Source organism: Allobaculum sp. Allo2, assembly GCF_022701175.1.
In the GTDB taxonomy this organism is placed as follows: Bacteria; Bacillota_I; Bacilli_A; order Erysipelotrichales; family Erysipelotrichaceae; genus Allobaculum; species Allobaculum fili.
On the sequence record NZ_CP078088.1, the window covers coordinates 1,367,004 to 1,388,416 of the forward strand.

The 21,413-nt window shown below is 48.5% G+C and carries 18 protein-coding genes, 3 rRNA genes and 2 pseudogenes; 14 read left to right on the forward strand and 9 right to left on the reverse strand.

Annotated features, from left to right (window positions below; translation table 11 throughout):
- Nucleotides 1-39: 39 nt before the first annotated feature.
- From KWG61_RS07715 to tnpB, 3 genes and pseudogenes are all read right to left on the reverse strand, one after another.
- Nucleotides 40-1,397 (reverse strand): annotated as a pseudogene (locus tag KWG61_RS07715) (transposase).
- Between the two features lie 38 nt (nt 1,398-1,435).
- Nucleotides 1,436-1,879: a hypothetical protein gene (locus tag KWG61_RS07725; protein WP_242743366.1), complete on the reverse strand. Its 444-nt coding sequence runs from the start codon at nt 1,877-1,879 to the stop codon at nt 1,436-1,438.
- A 92-nt stretch (nt 1,880-1,971) separates the two neighbouring features.
- Nucleotides 1,972-2,358, reverse strand: coding sequence for an IS66 family insertion sequence element accessory protein TnpB (tnpB, locus tag KWG61_RS07730; RefSeq protein WP_230268547.1), 387 nt, complete (start codon nt 2,356-2,358; stop codon nt 1,972-1,974).
- A gap of 560 nt (nt 2,359-2,918) precedes the next feature.
- On the opposite strand from tnpB, the gene KWG61_RS07735 reads away from it, so the two are divergent.
- The 11 genes from KWG61_RS07735 (at nt 2,919) to KWG61_RS07785 (ending at nt 15,182) form a co-directional block, all read left to right on the forward strand.
- A 16S ribosomal RNA gene (locus KWG61_RS07735) occupies nt 2,919-4,445 on the forward strand.
- 310 nt (nt 4,446-4,755) lie between these two features.
- Nucleotides 4,756-7,625, forward strand: a 23S ribosomal RNA gene (locus KWG61_RS07740).
- A 113-nt stretch (nt 7,626-7,738) separates the two neighbouring features.
- Nucleotides 7,739-7,845 (forward strand): 5S ribosomal RNA (rrf, locus tag KWG61_RS07745).
- The 16S, 23S and 5S rRNA genes sit together here, the layout of an rRNA operon.
- A 454-nt stretch (nt 7,846-8,299) precedes the next feature.
- Complete coding sequence (locus KWG61_RS07750; RefSeq protein ID WP_242743367.1) at nt 8,300-8,659, forward strand: MBL fold metallo-hydrolase; 360 nt, start codon at nt 8,300-8,302, stop codon at nt 8,657-8,659.
- A 104-nt stretch (nt 8,660-8,763) separates the two neighbouring features.
- Nucleotides 8,764-9,459: a hypothetical protein gene (locus KWG61_RS07755; RefSeq protein ID WP_242743368.1), complete on the forward strand. Its 696-nt coding sequence runs from the start codon at nt 8,764-8,766 to the stop codon at nt 9,457-9,459.
- Between the two features lie 614 nt (nt 9,460-10,073).
- Nucleotides 10,074-10,532, forward strand: a complete 459-nt coding sequence (locus KWG61_RS07760; RefSeq protein WP_242743369.1) for a hypothetical protein — start codon at nt 10,074-10,076, stop codon at nt 10,530-10,532.
- A gap of 92 nt (nt 10,533-10,624) precedes the next feature.
- Nucleotides 10,625-11,023 (forward strand): hypothetical protein, encoded by a 399-nt coding sequence (locus KWG61_RS07765; protein ID WP_242743370.1) that lies wholly within the window; start codon nt 10,625-10,627, stop codon nt 11,021-11,023.
- Between the two features lie 10 nt (nt 11,024-11,033).
- Nucleotides 11,034-11,759 carry an Hsp70 family protein gene (locus tag KWG61_RS16180; protein WP_256460644.1) on the forward strand — a complete coding sequence of 242 codons (726 nt, stop codon included), beginning with the start codon at nt 11,034-11,036 and terminating at the stop codon, nt 11,757-11,759.
- Complete coding sequence (locus KWG61_RS07775) at nt 11,729-14,065, forward strand: Hsp70 family protein (protein WP_256460852.1); 2,337 nt, start codon at nt 11,729-11,731, stop codon at nt 14,063-14,065. Before KWG61_RS16180 ends, KWG61_RS07775 begins: the two co-directional genes overlap by 31 nt.
- A 245-nt stretch (nt 14,066-14,310) precedes the next feature.
- Nucleotides 14,311-14,886, forward strand: a complete 576-nt coding sequence (locus KWG61_RS07780; protein WP_230268446.1) for a hypothetical protein — start codon at nt 14,311-14,313, stop codon at nt 14,884-14,886.
- 47 nt (nt 14,887-14,933) lie between these two features.
- Nucleotides 14,934-15,182: a helix-turn-helix transcriptional regulator gene (locus KWG61_RS07785; protein WP_230268447.1), complete on the forward strand. Its 249-nt coding sequence runs from the start codon at nt 14,934-14,936 to the stop codon at nt 15,180-15,182.
- A 326-nt stretch (nt 15,183-15,508) separates the two neighbouring features.
- Here KWG61_RS07785 and KWG61_RS07790 read toward each other — a convergent pair whose 3' ends face one another.
- Entirely contained in the window at nt 15,509-15,826 is a 318-nt protein-coding gene (locus tag KWG61_RS07790; RefSeq protein WP_256460645.1) for a transposase, read from the reverse strand.
- Between the two features lie 31 nt (nt 15,827-15,857).
- Complete coding sequence (locus tag KWG61_RS07795) at nt 15,858-16,556, reverse strand: transposase (protein WP_242743372.1); 699 nt, start codon at nt 16,554-16,556, stop codon at nt 15,858-15,860.
- 478 nt (nt 16,557-17,034) lie between these two features.
- On the opposite strand from KWG61_RS07795, the gene KWG61_RS07800 reads away from it, so the two are divergent.
- The 3 genes from KWG61_RS07800 to KWG61_RS07810 are packed head-to-tail and all read left to right on the forward strand — an operon-like array spanning nt 17,035 to nt 18,133.
- Complete coding sequence (locus KWG61_RS07800; protein WP_242743373.1) at nt 17,035-17,250, forward strand: hypothetical protein; 216 nt, start codon at nt 17,035-17,037, stop codon at nt 17,248-17,250.
- 5 nt (nt 17,251-17,255) lie between these two features.
- The gene (locus KWG61_RS07805) at nt 17,256-17,951 is read left to right on the forward strand and encodes a hypothetical protein (RefSeq protein ID WP_242743374.1); all 696 of its coding nucleotides are present in this window, start codon (nt 17,256-17,258) and stop codon (nt 17,949-17,951) included.
- A complete protein-coding gene (locus KWG61_RS07810; RefSeq protein ID WP_242743375.1) occupies nt 17,936-18,133 on the forward strand; it encodes a hypothetical protein in 198 nt (65 codons plus the stop codon). Before KWG61_RS07805 ends, KWG61_RS07810 begins: the two co-directional genes overlap by 16 nt.
- A gap of 162 nt (nt 18,134-18,295) precedes the next feature.
- On the opposite strand, the gene KWG61_RS07815 is transcribed toward KWG61_RS07810, so the two are convergent.
- The 4 genes and pseudogenes from KWG61_RS07815 to cysK form a co-directional block, all read right to left on the reverse strand.
- Nucleotides 18,296-18,751, reverse strand: a complete 456-nt coding sequence (locus KWG61_RS07815; protein WP_242743376.1) for a transposase — start codon at nt 18,749-18,751, stop codon at nt 18,296-18,298.
- A gap of 317 nt (nt 18,752-19,068) precedes the next feature.
- On the reverse strand, nt 19,069-19,371 hold the full coding sequence (locus tag KWG61_RS07820) for a dihydrofolate reductase family protein (RefSeq protein ID WP_242745614.1): 303 nt from the start codon (nt 19,369-19,371) through the stop codon (nt 19,069-19,071).
- Complete coding sequence (locus KWG61_RS07825) at nt 19,259-19,747, reverse strand: hypothetical protein (RefSeq protein WP_242745743.1); 489 nt, start codon at nt 19,745-19,747, stop codon at nt 19,259-19,261. The genes KWG61_RS07820 and KWG61_RS07825 overlap by 113 nt, the downstream gene beginning before the upstream one ends.
- 350 nt (nt 19,748-20,097) lie before the next feature.
- Nucleotides 20,098-21,031 (reverse strand): annotated as a pseudogene (cysK, locus tag KWG61_RS07830) (cysteine synthase A).
- Between the last annotated feature and the right edge of the window lie 382 nt (nt 21,032-21,413).

Below are 21,413 nucleotides of genomic sequence, written 5' to 3' on the forward strand. Positions count from 1 at the left end.
TAAACGGGATCCCTTTCGAGATCCCGCTTGGCGTATTTTTTATTCTTCATCGTTTTCTTCATACTTCGGATCCGGTCCACGGTATCCAATTCGAAGATATTCAGGTAAATCCTTTGAATACGGCAGAAGTGACTTCAATACATCTACCGCGATTTCATCGTCTTTGAACCATTTGAGTTCATCCAGAACGTACTCCATGTAGCGCTCTGGATTTAAGTCGTTCATTTCAGCCGATCGAAACAAAGTCATAAACGCTGCGACGACTTCCGCACCTTTGATACTCTTCGTAGTCTGGAAGTTTTTGCGATTGATCACGAATGGCTTTACGGCTCTTTCTGCCACATTATTGTCGATCGGATAATCACCGTCTTCCAGGTACCTTCCCAACGAGTTCGCTCGATCCATGAAGTACTTGGCTGCTCTGTAGGCGGTGCTTCTTTCCTCGAATCCACTCTGAATCTCCATCATGACTCTTGTGAGTCTTTCAAAGCAGGGCTTTGAAAGTTCCTGCCGAACTTCGGTTCTCGCCTCGTGCGAGTAAGAAGCAACGTGGGATTCGATGTGGTAGAGCTTCCCGAACAGAGACAGGGCTGTGAGCAGAATCTGGAGACCCGGACTTGGTTCGGGTCTCTCTGTTTCGTCCAGCTGGGCTGCCGCTTCTGCGGCCTCTTCGTCGTTCTCCAGTGTGGTCTTTTCCCACTTCAGGACGTCTGCCTGATACTGCGCGAAGTCTGACCGGACTTTGATGGCTTCGAAGATCTTTCTTCTCGCATGGGCCATACAGTTGAGCTTTCTGCAGGGGCCATAGTAGTTGGCATATGCATAAAGCCCGTCTGTCATAAGGGCATGACGAAAAGAACCGCCAAGGAGGGCGATTACGAACTCCTGTTTCTTGTAAGGGAAAAACTTATAGACAGCCATCTGGTTCTCTTCATAGATTCCGCTGACGGCGACAACCATAGAAGACTGTTTTCGATCTTTAACCTCCGTGCACTTTAAAACCGTCTCATCCATATGGACGACGTTACAGTTTGGGAGATCCTCAATCATTTGTTTTACGAGGGCTTCAGATAAAGATCGTAAGTTTTTTCCAGGATGTTGCCCATGGTCTGACGGCTGATCGGCAGTCCCGTGAGACTCAGGTGCTTTTCCTGACGATAGGCCGGGGTTCCCATTACGAACTTATCGTAGGCAATTCCCGCGACCATAGAGGAAGTTGCGACACTCTTGTCGATCAGTGCAGGCTCGTCAGGTTCGGCGGTGCGGATGATGGCTTTCCCGTTTTCATCCGTACACTTGTTTGGGCACGCGACTGTCTCACGCAGCACTTCTTCCAGCCTATAGCGAGCGGGAATCCGATGAATCCTATAGTGACGTTTCATTCCAACAGTTTTCATCTCACAGCCGCAAACTGGGCAAATGCGCTTTTCCCCTTCTACACTGAAGGTAGTGGTTTCTTTGACCGCTTCCTGCTTTCTGCACTTGGTGGAAGGTTTTTCTTGCTTCCTTCAACAGAACTGAGCTTTAAATCTTCAGCTTCTTTACGATAGCGGTCTCCCTCTTCCTGATATTTCGCAGCCCGGTTAAAACAATCATCGGCTTTCAGATCAAGCTGAGCCAGCTGTTTATTCAGAATATTGATATCTGGGCCGCCGTCCTCGTTTTCAGAGTAATCCAGTTTCAAGGGAACCATCTTTTCCGTAGAAGGACCAAAGCGGCCGCTTTTCACGGCTTTATTGATTTCTTTAGCGAAATAGAGATCCAGGTACATATCCTCAATAAATTTGTCTTTCTCTTCTTCCGTCATGGTGCTGATCTGATGATGAAGATCTTCGAGGAGCTCGTTGCGGATTGTCTGGTAAGGGTTCGGCACATTCATGTATTAATTTTAACATATTTAGAGCGATAGATAAAGTAAATGGGATGATTTATCTTGATATTCCTTCAAGAAAATCATCCTTTTAAATTGGTTTAAACATACTTATAAGTTCGTGGCAGAAATGCCGGCTGGGGAACAATCGACAGACCGGAAAGCAGAGAAGCCAGCTGCGAACAGTCAATTCGCATGAAGTCGGACTGGTCAGTGCTGACAGGCCACTGAAGGGAAGATCTGGAGAGTCGCTTATAAACAAGCCAGAATCCATTTCCGTCACGAAGGATACCTTTGATCTTGTTCTTCTGTCGATTAACGAAGAGAAAGAGGGATCCATCCAGCGGATCCAGAGCGAGAGGTCCTTGAACCAGGGAGACGTAACCGTCAATTCCTTTGCGAAGGTCAGCAGGCATCTGAGCCAGATAGATGTTTTTAACTTTGGAGAAATCGATACCGAGATCGATTGCAGGGATGATTGATTCCATGAAAAAGCCTCCTTGAATAAAGGAATTATCCCAAGGAGGCGGTCGAGAAAATACCCGTCTTTTATTTGACGCTTACGAAGCGGACTGCCGATCGGGCAGGCGCAACTCGGAAGGACTAAACGCAACGATTGTGGTTGAAGGACTAAATGCAGCCAGAAAAGGTTCAATGGTTGCATTTACTATTTCAATTCACTCACCAAAAGAAATTTCACAAATTGAAAAGTTCGTGGTTGCAATTGGTTTTGAGCAGTGGTAATCTAATCAGGCGTCAAGGGAAATTTTCCTTAACGTTTCAAGTCACTGTTATTTATCAAAGAAAACGCATCAAGTTAAATATCAAAAAGATTTCACAATATGTGTTGACAGAGATAAATGGCAATGATATGATAAACAAGCCTTGTGAGAGACGCTGAGTTTCTCACAAGCAGATGGCTCTTTGAAAACTTTACAGACAGATCAAGAAATTCGAAATACACAACGTCGATTCTTAAAATCACAAAAAGTACTCGAACAATCATTTATTCACGAAACATTAAACGCATAAGCGTTTGAGTCAATATCAAATGGAGAGTTTGATCCTGGCTCAGGATGAACGCTGGCGGCATGCCTAATACATGCAAGTCGAACGGATATCTTCGGATATCAGTGGCGAACGGGTGAGTAACACGTAGATAACCTGCCCATACCCGGGGATACGCTTTGGAAACGAAGTCTAAAACCCCATAGGAAAGAAGAAGGCATCTTCTTCTTTTGAAACAGGCGTTTGCCTGGGGGACGGATGGATCTGCGGTGCATTAGTTAGTTGGCGAGGTAACAGCTCACCAAGACGATGATGCATAGCCGGCCTGAGAGGGCGATCGGCCACACTGGGACTGAGACACGGCCCAGACTCCTGCGGGAGGCAGCAGTAGGGAATTTTCGTCAATGGGCGCAAGCCTGAACGAGCAATGCCGCGTGAGCGAAGAAGGTCTTCGGATCGTAAAACTCTGTTGCGGGGGAAAAAGGAAGGGAAGAGGAAATGCTTTTCTTTTGATGGTACCCCGCCAGAAAGTCACGGCTAACTACGTGCCAGCAGCCGCGGTAATACGTAGGTGGCAAGCGTTATCCGGAATGATTGGGCGTAAAGGGTGCGCAGGCTGCGCGTCAAGTCTGAAGTGAAAGGTACGGGCTTAACCGGTACAGGCTTTGGAAACTGGCACGCTAGAGGACAGGAGAGGGCGGTGGAACTCCATGTGTAGCGGTAAAATGCGTAGATATATGGAAGAACACCAGTTGCGAAGGCGACCGCCTGGACTGTTGCTGACGCTCAGGCACGAAAGCGTGGGGAGCAAATAGGATTAGATACCCTAGTAGTCCACGCCCTAAACGATGAGGAGCAGGTGTCGGAGGGAGGACCCCGGTGCCGAAGCTAACGCAGTGACTCCTCCGCCTGGGGAGTATGCACGCAAGTGTGAAACTCAAAGGAATTGACGGGGGCCCGCACAAGCGGTGGAGTATGTGGTTTAATTCGAAGCAACGCGAAGAACCTTACCAGGCCTTGACATAGGACGCAAAGACTTAGAGATAAGTTGGAGGTTACCGTCCATACAGGTGGTGCATGGTTGTCGTCAGCTCGTGTCGTGAGATGTTCAGTTAAGTCTGGCAACGAGCGCAACCCTCGTGATATGTTGCTACCATTGAGTTGAGAACTCATATCAGACTGCCGGTGACAAACCGGAGGAAGGCGGGGATGACGTCAAATCATCATGCCCCTTATGGCCTGGGCTACACACGTACTACAATGGCGTCTACAAAGGGAAGCGAACCTGTGAAGGGAAGCGAACCCCATAAAAGACGTCCCAGTTCGGATTGAAGTCTGCAACCCGACTTCATGAAGTTGGAATCGCTAGTAATCGCGGATCAGCATGCCGCGGTGAATACGTTCCCGGGCCTTGTACACACCGCCCGTCAAACCATGGAAGCCGGCAACGCCCGAAGCCGACGGCATAACCCTTAAAGGGAGTGAGTCGTCTAAGGCGGGGCCGACGACTGGGGTTAAGTCGTAACAAGGTATCCCTACGGGAACGTGGGGATGGATCACCTCCTTTCTAAGGAGAAAGTACAAGGAAGTCCATAGGCGAAAGCCGATGGCAAAGAGTAATGAGTGAGGATTTGTCTGTGAGGTTTTGGAAGAGCGATCTTCCAGGACAGAAAGAAGGATAAATAGTTATCTTTCCTTTTGTTCCAAGAATGGATCTTTGAAAAACGAGCATCAGTAAGAAGACATAACAGAAGGTCTAACGAAAAGTTGAAGAGTAATAAAGATTTAACCGAAAGTTGGAAACAGTTAGTGGAACAGTTCTTACGAAATAGAAAAATCTCGAAACAAGCATAACTAGAACCAAAGTTAGAGAACTAGATCAAGCAAGGAAGGGCGTACGGAGGATGCCTTGCCACTCTTGAATGATGAAGGACGCGCCAGGCTGCGAAAAGCCGTGCCGAGCTGTCAGGGAAGCGACGACACACGGATATCCGAATGGGGGAACCCGGCTGGTTTTATAGCCAGCCATCCATGCAAATGGAGAGAAACCCGGTGAACTGAAACATCTAAGTAGCCGGAGGAAAAGAAAACAAAAGTGATTTTCCGAGTAGCGGCGAGCGAAAGGGAAAGAGCCCAAACCATAGCGATATGGGGTTGTAGGACCGCTGGAAATGAAAGACGAGCGAACGGGAACGCGATGGAAAGCGCGGACAGAGAAGGTGAAATCCCTGTACCGGCAAGCGAGTCGAGTAAGGAGCGGAATCCTGAGTACAACGGGACACGTGAAATCCTGTTGGAAGCAGGCGGGACCATCCGCCAAGGCTAAATAAGTAAGAGTGAGCGATAGAGAAGAGTACCGTGAGGGAAAGGTGAAAAGAACCGCGCAAGCGGAGTGAAAGAGAACCTGAAACCGTATGCCTGCAAGAAGTCAGAGCCCGACCAAGGGTGATGGCGTGCCTTTGTAGAATGAACCGGCGAGTTGCTTTTGAATGCAAGGTTAAGCGGGAAAACGCGAAGCCGAAGCGAAAGCGAGTCTTAAGAGGGCGACAAGTAGTCAGGAGCAGACCCGAAACCGGGTGATCTAGCCATGGGCAGGTTGAAGCAGAGGTGAAACTTTGTGGAGGACCGAACCGACCATCGTTGAAAAGCTGGCGGATGACCTGTGGCTGGCGGAGAAATTCCAATCGAACCCGGAGATAGCTGGTTCTCCCCGAAATAGCTTTAGGGCTAGCGTCAATGTTATGGCTGCGGAGGTAGAGCGCTGAATTCATGATGGCCCATCCCGGGGTACTGAATGGAATCAAACTTACGAATGCCGCAGCGGGAAGTCGTTGGCAGTCAGAGTGCGGGTGATAAGGTCCGTGCTCAAGAGGGAAACAGCCCAGACCGCCGTTTAAGGCCCCAAAATGACAGCTCAGTGGAAAAGGATGTGGGGACGCACGGACAACTAGGAGGTTGGCTCAGAAGCAGCCATCCTTGAAAGAGTGCGTAACAGCTCACTAGTCGAGTGGCCCTGCGCCGAAAATGTACCGGGGCTAAGCTGTCTGCCGAAAGCGCGGATTAAGTACTGAAGTATTTAGTGGTAGGGGAGCGTTGCATGTTCGTGGAAGCATTACCGTAAGGGGATGTGGAGGACATGGAAGTGAGAATGCCGGTGTGAGTAGCGAGATGCAGGTGAGAATCCTGCACACCGAAAGCCCAAGGATTCCGGGGAAGGTTCGTCCGCCCCGGGTCAGTCGGGACCTAATGCGCAGCCGACAGGCGAAGCAGATGGAAAGCAGGCGAAGATTCCTGCACCTGAGATAAAGGCGATGGAGTGACAAAGACGGGAAGTGTGACCCTCTTAATGGATTGAGGGCGAAGCGCGGCAGTACCGGTCCAGGCAAATCCGGACCAGGAGGTACAGAGCGTTAGAGGTAAGCGAAATCCTTGGAAAGTAGCGAAGCACATGGAGCGGCTTTCAAGAAAAGCTTCTAGCGATACTTTATCTTGGCCCGTACCAAAACCGACACAGGTGGGCGGCAAGAGAATTGTAAGGTGAGCGAGAGAACTGTTGCCAAGGAACTCGGCAAAATGGCCCCGTACGTTCGCAAGAAGGGGCGCTCGAGAGAGCCGCAGTGAAAAGGCCCAAGCGACTGTTTAACTAAAACACAGCTCTATGCAAAGCCGTAAGGCGAAGTATATGGGGTGACACCTGCCCGGTGCTGGAAGGTTAAGGGGATCTGTGAGTCCGCAAGGAGGAAGCAGTGGTCCGAAGCCCCAGTGAACGGCGGCCGTAACTATAACGGTCCTAAGGTAGCGAAATTCCTTGTCAGGTAAGTTCTGACCCGCACGAAAGGTGAAACGATTTGGGCGCTGTCTCGGCAGCAGACTCGGTGAAATCTTAGTACCTGTGAAAATGCAGGTTACCCGCAACTAGACGGAAAGACCCCATGGAGCTTTACTGCAGCCTGGTATTGGGTTTTGGATGATCATGTACAGGATAGGCGGGAGGCGAAGAAAAGAGTACGCCAGTATTCTTGGAGCCGACGTTGGGATACCGCCCTGATGATTTGAAGCCCTAACATAGAGGAAACTCATAGACAGTGCCAGGCGGGCAGTTTGACTGGGGCGGTCGCCTCCCAAAGAGTAACGGAGGCGCCCAAAGGTGCGTTCAGTCTGGATGGAAACCAGATTTAGAGTGTAAATGCATAAGCGCGCCTGACTGCGAGGCTAACAAGCCGAGCAGGGACGAAAGTCGGGATTAGTGATCCGGCGGTGCCGAATGGAAGGGCCGTCGCTCAACGGATAAAAGCTACCCTGGGGATAACAGGCTGATCCCGCCCAAGAGTTCACATCGACGGCGGGGTTTGGCACCTCGATGTCGGCTCATCGCATCCTGGAGCTGGATTCGGTTCCAAGGGTTGGGCTGTCCGCCCATTAAAGCGGTACGCGAGCTGGGTTCAGAACGTCGTGAGACAGTTCGGTCCCTATCTGTTGTGGGCGCAGGAGATCTGAGGGAAGCTGTCCTTAGTACGAGAGGACCGGGATGGACCTGCCAATGGTGCACCGGTTGTTACGCCAGTAGCATAGCCGGGCAGCCAAGCAGGGATCGGATAAGCGCTGAAAGCATCTAAGCGCGAAGCCGAGCCCAAGATAAGATCTGCGGTATATAAGACCCCTTGAAGACGACAAGGCGATAGGCTGGAGATGGAAGCGAAGCGATTCGCGGAGTTGGCCAGTACTAATCGGTCGAAAGCTTAATCTAAGATTCGAGAAAGCTATACGCAAGAAGCCACTACGGAAACCAACGATCGCGTTAGATCGTTATATTGGAAGACTGATGTTTGTTTTTGGAAGATCCATTCGAAAAATCTAATGTATGGTGGCGATAGCCTGCAGGCTACACCCGGAAACATATCGAACCCGGCCGTTAAGCTGCAGAACGCCGACAATAGCCGCAAGGCAAAGATAGGAAGCTGCCAGACAAAATGAAATCCCCGAAGGATAAAGGAGAGATCCAATATCTTTCGGGGATTTTTTGCTGTCTGGAAATTTGTTCGAGAAATTTGCGTATTGAAAAATTTGTTTTTCGATTCGTCGGATGCCTGCCCGAACACCAGGCGATCCTGTTTTCTGTCGAAACGATTGGAATTTTTACAGGATTCGCAAAGAACCTTTTAAATCTGGAGTTTTACGTATCTCTTAACAGAACTTTCGGGAGTCTTAGAAAGCACATACCAAAAACGGAGCGTGAGTCTTTATAGTCAGCCGTTTTGAAGGTTCACCCCTGAAAAAACGGTTTCTGTCGAATGGATAAAATCTATGTACCGAAATACGAAACGCCTGCTTTAGCAAAACAATCGTATTTCCGTATCGGACGCAAACTTTGTACGAAAGATGCGCCAAAGAAATTTGCGAGGAAATGGAAGAAGGAAGGAAATGGAAAAACCAAATGTATTTGTACCCCTGGGCGGGGCACAGTCTGTTGGCGACAGCTGCTATTTTGTCCGTATGAATGGTGTGAACATCCTTCTGGATGCGGGTGCTGCAGTTCATGAGGGGCAGATTGAATATCCAGATTATGAATACCTCCTTCGGGCTGGCATTCTGGAAAGCTTCAGCGAAATCAATCTGATTCTGATTTCCCATGCCCACCTGGATCATTGCCGTGGTTTGCCTGTGCTGACCAATCTGGCAAAAATGCGGAAATCTGGACGACAGAAACGACATGGAAACTGGTTGAGCTCCAGCTCCAAAGGGGATTTCATCGGGATCTGCATGCTTCCAATCTATGGGTGACGCGGATACAGGAGCGAGTAGAATTTCTGGATTTCATGCAGGAACGAAGTTTTGCCGATCTGAAGATCACGTGCCTCCAGGCTGGCCATATTCCAGGAGCTGCCATGTTCTGGATCCAGAGCCGGAATAGCTCTCTGCTGTATACCGGCGATTACAGTCTGAACCAAATGCCGCTTACTGGGTCCGCCATTTTGCCCGAAGATATCCATCCGGATGCGCTGATTCTTTGCGGTCTGCATGCACTGGATGAATACAGGTGTACCCGCTCCGGTCTTTCTGGTCTGCTGGGCGCAATTCAAAGCCATATTGATGCCGGCGAGGCAGTGAACTGCCTGATTGGGCAGCTCTCCAAAGGGGTAGAGTTTCTCAAAATTATTCTCGATGAAATCGATGGTCTGGAGAACATCTATCTCGATACACGGGTTATGGATACCGTTCATGCGCTCGAGCAGAGCGGGATTCCGATACTGGATAAAAAATGCCGGATGCTGGCTGGGGAAGGAGATGACGTTTTCGATGCGCCGCATACCATAACGATTGCCTCCGATTTGCGCTGTTTCCCGTTATACATCGATCCGTGGATAGTGGATTTCACGCTGCATGAGTCATATCTCCAGATGAAGGAAATTCTAGAGAGGCTCAATGCCGTACAGGTGTTTATCGTTCACTGCGATCCCCGGCGACAGAGCGGCCGGCCGATTGATCAGCGCCTTCTCAATGAAGGCAGATGCTTCTCGCAAATCGAAATGCCGCAAAAGAAGGAGATTTTCCTTCTGCCGTTTCAGCCCGCATCCTGCTGAAAAGCTGAGAGGAGGTTTCGATCAAGGCGATCGATCTAATTTGAACAGAGCTGATTTTGTCATATCCCGTCCGAGCAGAGCCGTTCAATTCAGCTCGATCAGACTTTGACCGTATCTCGGTTGGAATATTGCCCAAACGCAGAAGTTTGTATGGAAAGAAATTCAGGAAATGAAATTCAGGAAATGAAATTCAGGAAAAGAGATTCAGGAAAAGAGATTCAGGAAAGGAAAGCCAAATGAGTGACCACAGAAAAACATCCCGCCGCCCGCATAGAAATGTGTCCCGACAGGACGAAAAAGAGAAGACGTAAAGCCAAAAAGAAACCCGTCGAAAAGGAGGGAGAAAAGGCAGCTCGATCCTCACGACAGACTAGACCGGAGACGAATGCGAAAACGAAATCCTGCCCGAAAAACGAAACCAGAAATCAGGAGAAATCTGAGGGCAATCCAGAAAAGCGAAACGCAGCATCTTCCGCAGTTAGACCTGGCTCTGAGGCGACAGCCGCTTCGCCTACGGTGCAGGATCAGGTGATCGATAAGCTGCACGAAAAGATTCAAAACCGTCATACCAAAAGAGAGTCCGTCAGGAGATCAGCAACGAAAACTGCATGCTCATGGTCTGCCTGCAAAACCCCGGACTGAGTCCGATGCAGATGGTTGAACGGGTGAATACGTATTACGGAACGATGGTTCGCTACGATGACGTCCTGGAGTTTTTCCGGGTGCAGAAAATCAATCGGCCAGAAGTTCGCATCGCGATTTTTACGCAGGCAAAACAGAGCGCATCGCTTCTTGAACAGGCTATGAAAAACGATTTGTCCGCTCTCAATCAGTTCGAAGAAGAAATGAAAAGCCGTTCGAAAGAATTTGGCATTCATCGACAGTTCTTCTCTCGCATCCTGCTGACGACCTTCTTCCAGAACAATCCAGCCTTTCATAAATATGGCGATGAAGAAGATGTCGCCCTGATGGGCAATACGCTGCAGTTTTATACCCTGCTGGATTTGATCGATTCCATTCGACAGGCCATCGAAAATCAGGAAGAGGTCGAAAGCGCAGAAGAAAAACGCTGAAAACCGTACCGGTTCGCGAACTGGAAAAAGCCAGCCAGAGAATTCGCGAGCTGGAAAGCGCGCTCGAGAGAACCGGCTATCTTCTTTCCGATTTGCAGGATGAATTCGACGCCCAGCTCGAACAGAACAAGATTCGGGAAATCGTCGAGTTTTTCTCGCAGCTCAATTCGGAAAAATACGGCTTTTTGCTGGATGAACTGCTGGCCCTGCAAAAAGGCGTCAGCCGTCTTCGTAAGCAGAAGTACGAAACGCCGCCCGAAATCAGCGGCGTTCTGATCCTCGTTCGAAAACTGATCCAGTTTGTTCAGGACAGTCACATTAATCCGATGTTCCGCCTCGATCAGGTGCTCGAAATTACCGCATCTCAGGCCGAGGAAATGGACTACGAAGGCGATCCGTTTCTCGACAATACGATGCTACGGAAAGTCCAGGTGCTTTCCCCGGATGGATTTATCAGGATAAGGAAATTCAGATTTCAAGACCAAAAGTGAGGGAAATGAAATGACAAATCAGGCGAATGAACTTTGTGTCGGCATCGATCTGGGTACGACCAACTCTGTAATTGCGTTTACCAATACGCGCCCAAACGGCGATCTCGTCAGCCGGGTCTTCTCGGCCAGACGAAGCAACGATGTGTATTATGTGGCCGGTTCCGGGCAGTCGGTTTCCACCGTTCTGGAACCGACGCTGCCCAGCGTTGTGTACTATTCGATGGAAAGCGGCTATCAGCCAATAGTCGGCAACTTTGCCCGTCATCAGTATGCGATTCGTCCGCATCTGGTGGCGCGTTCCATCAAAAGCCAGATGGGACAGCCCAGAGTCACCGGGCTTTCTCCGGATGTTCCGGATGAGACGCCGGCTAAAATTTCCAGCCGGATTCTCAAGCATCTGATCGCGGATATGTCCCGCAAATTCCGCACGCCGATCGAAGAAGCGATTATTACCGTTCCGGCTAGCTTTGATGCCATCATGTGCGAAGCCACACGAGAAGCCGCAAGGCTCGCTGGACTTCGGATTTATCAGGAAGACGGCAGTGAAATGCCGATTCTGCTCTCGGAGCCCAACGCGGTGATTTACGATCTCATCAACCAGATTCGAAACGGGGAAGTACCCTCCTCGCTTCTCGATGTTTCTTCGAAAAGCGCGTTCTGGTCTTTGATCTGGGCGGCGGCACGCTGGATGTTTCCCTGCATGAAATTGAGCAGGATGCGCAAAGCGGTTCGCTGATGGTGGATGAAGTCGCCACCAACCGCTACACCCGCCTGGGCGGCGATGATTTTGATCGTCTTATTGCGGACGCGATGTATCAGCGTCTCTATACGCAGTATCACAAGCATCCGGAAATCCAGAATAAAATTGTGCAGCTGAAAGAGCAGATTTATCCGCAGCTGCTTGATAAGGCGGAAGGCTTAAAGCTTTCCGTGAGCATGGCGCAGGAAGATGTGCTGGGCAGCGGCTGGGGCGATGATGAGGAAGAGGATCTGTATCCGGTCGGCGGCCGAATCAGCACCCTGGGCTACGCGTATGATGATTCCTTCACCAGGGAAGAAATAGAAGAAATCCTTTCTCCGCTTATGGGAAAGGATCTGACGATCGATCAGTATCAGAATATGGATACGATCGAAAATACGAAAAATATAATTTACCCCATTCTGGATGTTTTAAACAAAGCGTCCAGAGATACAGAAGGACCGGTTCCGGTCGATGCAGTCGTGCTGAATGGCGGCATGTCCAAGTTTTATCTGATCGAATCCCGTCTGGAAGAGTTTTTCGGCTTTAAGCCGATTACCGCAGTGGATCCCGATCAGTCGGTCGCCCGCGGTGCCGCGATTTATCATTATCTGCTGAAGCACAATCAGATCGCGAAGGGAAAAGGCCAGGTCGAACAGCTGCAGGAAGAAGGACTCGATCGAAAGGAAACGCTCGGATCCAATCCAGCCGATCCATCGGGTTCCAATGGCTTCGGAGCTTCTGCTGATTCTGAAAATGTGCAGGACGTTTCAAATATGACCTGGACAAATTCTGGCTCTTCGTCCACAGGTCAAAGCCTGAACGCTTCGGCTGGGTCAGAGCGGACTGCGGGTTTTCGGATTCGCCAGACCAGCATTCTCAATGAGAGTCTGTATTTGCAGGGGCAGAATGACATTCATCGAAAAATCATTGAAGCCGGGACAAAGCTTCCGCATGAATCCGCTGTTTTAAACGGATTCATGATTCGAGCCGGTCAGAACAAGATCGCCATTCCGATTGAACATCGAAGCTACGATGGTTCGTATCGAATCATCGCCAACGGCGTCGTGAATCTGAACACGGTGTATGAGCAGAATTTGCACGTGCGTCTGCAGATGAATCTTTCCAGCTCAAAAATCCTTTCCCTTCGTGCCTGGATTGTCGAAAATTCAGACAGCGAGGACGTGCTGGAAGAAGTTTCAGCACAGCTTTCCGTCTCTGGCGTAGGCCGTTCGGAACCGAAGGGGGCCCCGAAAATGCTTCCAAGTCTGATTTTCCAGAACACCCCAAGAAAAGTATCGACGGGCAATATGCAGGGAACAGGAACGGTGGATGTTTCCCGGCTTCTTCGAAACATGGAACGGGCTCTGGAATCTATGGATCGAGTGACCCATCCTGTACAGCGCGGAGAAAAAGTGAAAGAAGCCGCGCGGATCGGCAATCAGATTGCATCCTGCGCCAATAAGAAGGAAGCTGCATTTCCAGTTTTGGCCCTTCTGAAAAACACGACCAACGGTTTTCTGCGTGAACGGCTGTTCATTATCGCACGAAAGCTTGCTCCGTTCTGGACCGAACGGCAGACCGGCGAACTGGTGAAGATTGCCAAAGTTTACCTGACCAGTTCTCAATCGTATGGCCCAAAAACACTCAATCGCAATGGAGCGAATATTGAAGCCATTCATACGATCAGCGCATGCGGCAAACCGAAGGATGCGCTGGATATTCTGGGAATGGGCTACGAACAGCAGTATCGCAATCCTCTGCTTAACCTTTGCGGTAAGCAGCAGGTCGCCATCGACTGGATCAGCCGCTGCTTCTTAGAAGATGCGGATGCGGTATTCCTTCGCAAGCCCTGCAAGATCAGCGAAAGCACGCGTGCTCTGGGCAATGCGCTGCGCTTAAGTTCCGGACAGCGTGTAGCCATGTCTTCCCGAGACTTTTATATGGAAAAGCTCATCGCTCTGCTGCAGTCCGGATCGCTGTTTGACTTTGAAGTCGACAGCTGTCTGGTTGCGCTGGGCAGTATCGGCGATCAGCGCTTTGCGGACAATACGGTGGACGAAAAATGCTCGAACGGGCACGCCGCTGCATTTCCAGAGTTCCGGACATTTATATCGACGTCCTCGCCACGCGTTTTGACCGCGCCAGAGAAGTCGTTGACATGCTTCTTTCCGGTCAGAAACTGGAGGCGGATCAGGAAGCGTATCTTCTGGTTATGCTGGAAGGAAACGACTAGCTCTTCAGGTCGTATGCACGTCAGACCAGATTTCACCGATCAGCAGAAGAACAGAGGAATACGATAGAAGAATGGAAGAACAATACCCAGAGATTCAAAGCTTCTTCATAAATCCATAAACCCTGAACGCCTGGACTTTACGAACATCGAGAAGATCCAGGCGCTTTTTACCCTCGATTCCTGGCGCATGGGAAACAGTGTGGATTTGTTGTTTATGATAAACGACTAAAAACATTCGATAAACGATAAATATAGAATGCAAAACGTTAAAAATCATGGTATACTCTAGCCATCAAACAGGAGGAATTCCGTATGGAAAAACTGTATGCCAGTCCCGCTTTTCAAAAAATCGCCATTGTTCTGATGAAAGTGATCGAAATTCTTTACTGGATCGGATCGATCGGCATGCTGCTTCTCATGCTTTACGGTCTGTTCAATCCAAGTGCTCTGCCTGAGCTTGCTGCAGGCCTTCGATCCTCCGGTCAGGATCTTGTGATCGGTAGCTACTCGCTCGAAATGAATACCGATACGGCTGCGTTGGCAAACCAGGATCTTGTTCTGTTTCTGTTTGCGTGCATGCTGATGATGACCATGATCGCGATGATTTTTCGCAATCTCTATCTGATCTTCCGGCGGTCCGAATCCGGTACGCCGTTTGATTCGGATTCCATTCGCATGATGGGCGAAATTGGGATTTTCTCGATTCTGATTCCCGTTATCGGTCTGCTCTTCAGCGTCATTTTGCGCATCCTTCATTTCTTTACTTCCGGTACAGCGGTCATGACGGTGTACATGGACGGTATCATTCTTGGCATCATCGTCTTCTTCATTGCCGGCTTCTTTGTTCGAGGCCATCAGCTTGAAGAAGATGTAGACGGACTGATTTAGTCTGGATTTTTGTTAGACTGAATAGAGAAAACGAGTCAGAAACAGCTATGGGAAAAATCATTCTTCATCTTGACCGGGTGATGCTCGAGAGGCATATGAGCCTGAATGAACTTGCCAGCCAGGTCGGCATTACCAACGTCAACTTATCCAAAATCAAAAACAATAAAGTCAATGCGATTCGCTTCAGCACACTCGAAGGGATTTGCAGAGCGCTGAACTGTACGCCCGGCGATCTTCTCGAATACGTACCCGATGAATCTGACGAAGCGAAACCCAAAGAGATATCGGAAGAGTAATCCGAAAGAGTAATCCGAAAGATCCATGAGAGGGTGCAATCTGCAGGAAACACGGCTTCGTGTTCCGAATGGAAATGAGATCGTCGACAGGGTTGAGCAGGATCGCCTGCATACCTGTTGTCGGGCAGCTGCTTTCCGTCAAAAATGCATAAATAAAAAACGGATGGAAAAGAGGCTGCTGAAAAAGTCCCGTTTTTTGAAGTATAAAATCCGTGAAATAAAATTAAACCCAGCGAAGTTGCGTCAAAGACGCCCTCGTTGGGTTTGTGCTTGATATGTGCATGATAATTTTCGAAAAAGCCGGTAATGGGGGTGAGATATCCCCATTATTCGGTGGATAAGTCCGTTTTTTCCGAATTTTGGGCGCACTTATCCCAGGGATTTTCCGAAAGCTTAAAAATTCGCTGGATGTTTGACAGAAAGATCGTAACGGCCGCCTGCAGTTTCATTGAATTCAGCCCGCCTCCGCTCGCCTTACCGTATCCATAGTTCTGTTTAAGCTCGGCATTTTTCGCTTCGATTTTATAACGCTCATGCATCAGTTCCTGGTATTCTTCTGTCTCCATGAACGCCATCTGCTCAAGGTGAATATCGCTTTTGATTTTGACGGAGTAGCTTTTGATTTTGCTCCTTCTTTGTAGCACCCTTCTTTGAGCGGACAGTGTTTACAGCGCTCTACATCGAAGTAATATGTTTCAACCTGCGTATTCGATCCATTCTTGGCTTTTTCTGACCTCCCCGCGCTTTACGGATTGCCTGATGTCCAGCTGGGCAAACGTACATTCCGGCATCTTTGTTGAATTCGAATTTGTTTTCTTCTCTGCGTGTTCCATGAGTCACCGTGGCATTGAGCCTGGCAGCGAGTTTAATTCCGTTCTCTTGGGTGAATTCGAGGTTGTCTTTTTCTGCATAAGCACCGTCTCCGACGACCGCTTCGACTTCAATTCCATTCTCACGACTTTTTGCGATGAGTTCTTCCAGCTGTTTTCCATCGTGTTTTTCTCCGGAAGTGATCGCCGCTGCAGTGATGATTCTTTCGGGTGTCATAGCCAAATGGCTTTTGAAGCCGAAGAAGGAGGAGTCCGCAGTTTTATGTCCAACTCTGGCATCCTGTTCCTTCGAGTACTCAAGCTCAACGGAAATTTCGTCCATCGCTTCTTGAAGGTAATGAATTCTTTCGGCGACAGCCGGCACCTGAGCCAGCTGCGGATTGTTCTGAATAGCCTGAATCACCTCTTCGCAATAGGAAACGGTGTCTTCAACCAGTCCGGAATTTGCCTTCTTCTTCGAAGGCATCTGTTCTGTCAGGGAAGAATCAAATAGAACTTTCCCAATGAGCTTAACTATACAAATCGCTCGTTTTTGAAATTTCATCCCATCAGAGAGCCTTTTTCCGAGGCTCTCTTTTAATTTTCCCTGGCTCAATGACCATAACTACGATTAACGAGCTTTATTAAGCAAAATTATAAATCAATTCGATTCTGAGAAATTTCATTTTGAATATAAAAATCCTCCCTGTATAGGTCATTTAATGGTATAATAATGATAGAATTACACTATACAAAAAGGAGCCGAAAATGTCTGTCCCAGCTGATATCCGGGCCGTCGCCCGTCCCAAAAATACGATTGTTTACGCTTATGGAAAAAAGATCGATACGCTGTCAAACAGCGAGTCGGCTGTATTCGCAAGAATGGCCATTGTTATCCAGTCGATGGTCCTACTATCGGCCACATCATTAATGGCAAATTCGTACCTCTTGAAGAACCGACTTCTCCAGCGGTTCATACATCTAAGACAGTTCTTAAAGACTGGGCCAATGTTGAGCTCTGTTACAGGCAGTCCGCTGAATTGATGGAAGAACTGCTTCAGGTCTATAACCGTCAGGACGCCGATAAGATTCTGTGCATGGCCATTCTTCGCGTCTGCTATCCGCATATCAAAGACTGCGAACTCAAAGAGAGTTACGATGAGTCGTTTCTGACGGAGCTGATGCCAGAAACCGCGATGAGCAAGAATACGATCAGTACATTTCAAAAGATCTTGGTAAAACATGCAACCGAATTCTGAAGTTCATGAAAAACCGGGCAGCCAAAGTTGGGATTGATGATCATCTTCTGATCGATGGAACACTGAAGTCGAACGACTCCAGACAAAACACGCTCTCGGAGTTTTCCAGAAAGGCCAGACTGAAAGGAAGACGGGATATTTCCGTACTTTATGCATTTGATCTGGAAAAAATGGAGCCCATCTGTTCGCAGTGCTTTCCCGGCAATATGCTCGATCTGACATCCTATGACAGTTTTGTGAAACAGAACGGTATTCAAAGCGGAATTATGGTTGGTGATAAAGGGTTTCCCGTCAAATCGATCGAAGAAGTCCTTAAAGACTGCCCGCAGCTTCATTATTTCAACCCGCTTCATCGGAATGCCAAGCTTGCCTTCGATCATGAGATGTATAACTTCGAGGGAGTGATCGAAGGCTGCTGCGGCTTTCTAGGGCAGATGGAGCCAATTCAGTTTAAGAAAGTGAAGCTGTCCAATAAGGAAAAGTGGCTCTACAGTTTCCGTGACCCAAGAAGAGCAGCCCAGGAGGAGACGGACTGGCTGGATAAGCATCGTAAAGATAAGTACAGTTTCGAAGAATACGAAAAGAAAAACGTACATTTGGAACAGTGGTCTTTGAATCAGATGTCGATCTGGCTCCGGAAGATGCCTGGAAGCCCTATAGTTACCGCTGGCAAATCGAGATCGTTATGCGGTATTACATGAACGCCCTCGGCTTTGATGGAACCAGAGTCCATGATGACTACTCAGTGATCGGCAGCGAATTCATTGATTTCCTGTCGACCGTCATTACGTTCAGACTTCTGAACCTGTTCGACGAAAAAGGCCTCCTTGAGGACATGAGCTATAAAAAATCATGCACATCCTGCAAAGAGGCAAAAGAATAAAAATGATAATGAGTGGGAACTGATCAAGATGAATCCTGGTCAGATAGAAATTCTTCAAAAACTGGATCTGATTCCACGACCAGATCCAGTAGACCAGCCCAAAAGGAAACGTGGTCGTCCACGCAAAAATCCGACCGTATAGTTTAGCTGATTGGGAAAGTTCTAATCAAAAGAATAAGCTGTTTTTCGCACAGCCTTGCAGCGTTTGAGAAGCTCTTCTCTGGGAGAGATATGTCTAAAACAAGAGTTTGAATGCGTTGAATCTACAATGATTACATTTTTCGCGCTCATAACCCCTTTTTCCAGTGCCAGATCGACCGGCCTTTTGATGAGGTCATCAAGAACAAGGTCCTGTGGGAGACGAGTAGAGCGAAATTTGGAAAGAAGAGAGGGATCGATAATCTTCGTCTCTTCAGGATCCAGACCAAGAAAGAACTTCATTTCGAGGTCGAAGGTTGCCTTATGGATCAAATCACGATCGGAGAGCTCGTGAGCGGCTTTAAGAAGCAAAAGCTTAAGCATAAATTCAGGATCGACCGCCGTTCTTCCATAATCCTGTGTATAGTTCTCGCCAACGATATCCCGAATAAAGGAAAAATCGACATTTTCCTTAAGCATTCGCCAGAAGTTCGTTTTGGGAATCAAAATGTCGTAAAGATCAAGGTAAGGGCTGTAGCTAAGAGTCAGAGTATTCGAGTTATTCAACATAAACTTCGTCATCCTATAAATATTATATAATAAAATCAATTTTAAATATTAATAAATTCGATCATCGGTGCGGATACTTCAGACAAATAAAAATTCCGACATACAATTTACTTATGTATGTCGGAATTTAAAGAGACTTTTTCAGCAGCCTCATGGAAAATCCGTTTTTTATTGGAATGGGTAACATCCGCTTCATCAGCAGGAAGCGGATCGAACTGTTCCTTTCCTTACCGGAATGTGTAGCGCAGCCAGATGGCTCCGTCTGGATAGGACTGGACATGATCGAGATGAAGCTTGAAAGGTTTTCGATCCATGGGAAGTCCGTCAAATACAGCCCGCATTCCATTGTGGCCGTCGATGGCCGGTCCAAGAAGGATGCTTACTTCATCAAGCAGTCCCGCATCCAGAAAGGCGCCATTAATCGTACCGCCGCCAACGACTACCATCCGTCCTACATGGAATTCGTCTTTGAGAATTTCGCAGACGCGCGGCAGATGGATCCGGTCTTTTCCGCAGGCAATCCAGGAAATATTTTCGAATCGAGATCGTCCAGATAATCTTTCCTCCCTGTTCAGAGACCACAATCAGCAGGGGATCTTCCAGATCTTTCGCTTTCGGCCAGAGCAGCGTTCCGTGGGTATCGAGGACGATTTCATAATGATCTGTGGTCTGGTTTTTGGAAAAGGCAGTTTTACCGATGGACGGTGCATCTTTTGCGCTCTCAAATTTTCCAGGCAGAGCCATTTCCAGTTCGGCAGTCACCCGTCCGCTCACATGTGAAGGGGTGTCTAGAGCCTCGAGCGTTTCATAATATTCGTCCGAACCGTCAATGGAGGCGGTAATGGCACAGTCGATGCGTCCATCGAGGGACATCATCATATGGCAGAGGATATAGGGCTTGTTCATTTCTTTCTCCTTGTCTTTGATCTTTTCTCCGGATCCGTCGGATCTGCATCTTCCCGAGAGGGAATACAAAGCCGGTTTCGATCGCAGAGAGTTTTCCTTATCTATATCGTACGACCTGAAGCTTGCTTCAGGTCAAGCACGGTCTATCTGGCTGCCGCAAACTGATCAAAGGGGAAATGACTTACGCGGATATGTATCCAAAGAAAGAAAACTCCTCCGGATTGGAGGGCCAGAGGAGCAGAGACGAAAATTGAAAGTATGGATAAAAGTAATTTGGATAAATAAGGTTTTGGATAAGGAATGGATTGGATTCGTTTAGAACTCTGGTGATGCGAGATTTCAAACAGGGATCAGGCGTCTGGATACAGATCGGTAGAGAGGTAGCGGTCTCCGCTGTCCGGCAGCAGAGCAACAATTGTCTTGCCTTTGTTTTCCGGACGGCTGGCTACCTGTTTGGCTGCCCATAATGCGGCACCAGAAGAAATACCGGTCAGCAGGCCTTCTTTCGCGGCCAGTTCCCGTGCACTGTCATAGGCGGCCTCGTTGGAGACTTCGATCAATTCGTCATAAATGTCACGGTCGAGCGTTTCTGGGACAAAGCCGGCGCCGATGCCCTGAATTTTGTGAGGACCGGGCTTTCCGCCAGCCAGTACAGGCGATCCCGAAGGTTCGAGAGCGATGATCTGGATATCCGGATTTTTTCCTTGAGGTATTTGCCGGTACCGGAGATCGTTCCGCCTGTACCTACGCCGGAAATGAAGATGTCGACTTTGCCGTCGGTATCTTCCCAGATTTCCGGACCCGTGTGTTCGTAATGCGCTTTTGGATTAGATGGATTGTCAAACTGATCCGGCATGAAGCTGTTCGGAATTTCCTTGAGCAGTTCTGCGGCTTTGGCAATGGCGCCTTTGTACCCTGAGCACCGGGCGTTAAAACGACCTGGGCGCCGAACGCTTTCATGAGCTGACGGCGTTCTTTGGACATCGAGTCCGGAAGAACGATAATCGTCGGATAGCCTTTGGCAGCCGCGATGGCGGCCAGGCCGATTCCGGTATTGCCGGAGGTCGGTTCAATGATGGTTGTGCCAGGTTTGAGGCGGCCGTCTTTTTCGGCATCTTCAATCATCTTGCGCGCAATTCGGTCTTTGACAGATCCCGAGGGATTAAAATACTCCACTTTGGCGAGAATTTTTGCATCCAGGCCGTTCTCTTTTTCGATGTGCGTGAGTTCAACGAGCGGGGTGTGTCCGACCAGCTGATCGGCAGCGGTATAGATCTTGGACATAGCGGGGTCCTCCTTCTGAACAGGTTTCAAACCGTTCCTGTATGTCGTTCCTGTATGTATGGTTACGGATTTTGTGCATGGAATGAATTGACATGCCCAAATCTTCAATCCGATCGAAAACGAGCATGGCGCAAGCATAATCCAATAAACCTACTAAATCAATAGGTTTATAAAAGGCTGGTTTGTTTTAATAAAAAACGCTTAAGAAAATCCGAAAGAAAGCGAATTCCAGAAAATGCAAAAAAGCCCAGTTTAAGGGATATAAAACATAAAACGGACGAAGCTTTCGCTTTAAAAACGTTTGACAGGTAAAGGAAGGGTTGAAGGAAGAAAAATGGTCGGTCCAACAGGAAAAATTAAAATATATCAACAGAAGCATTTT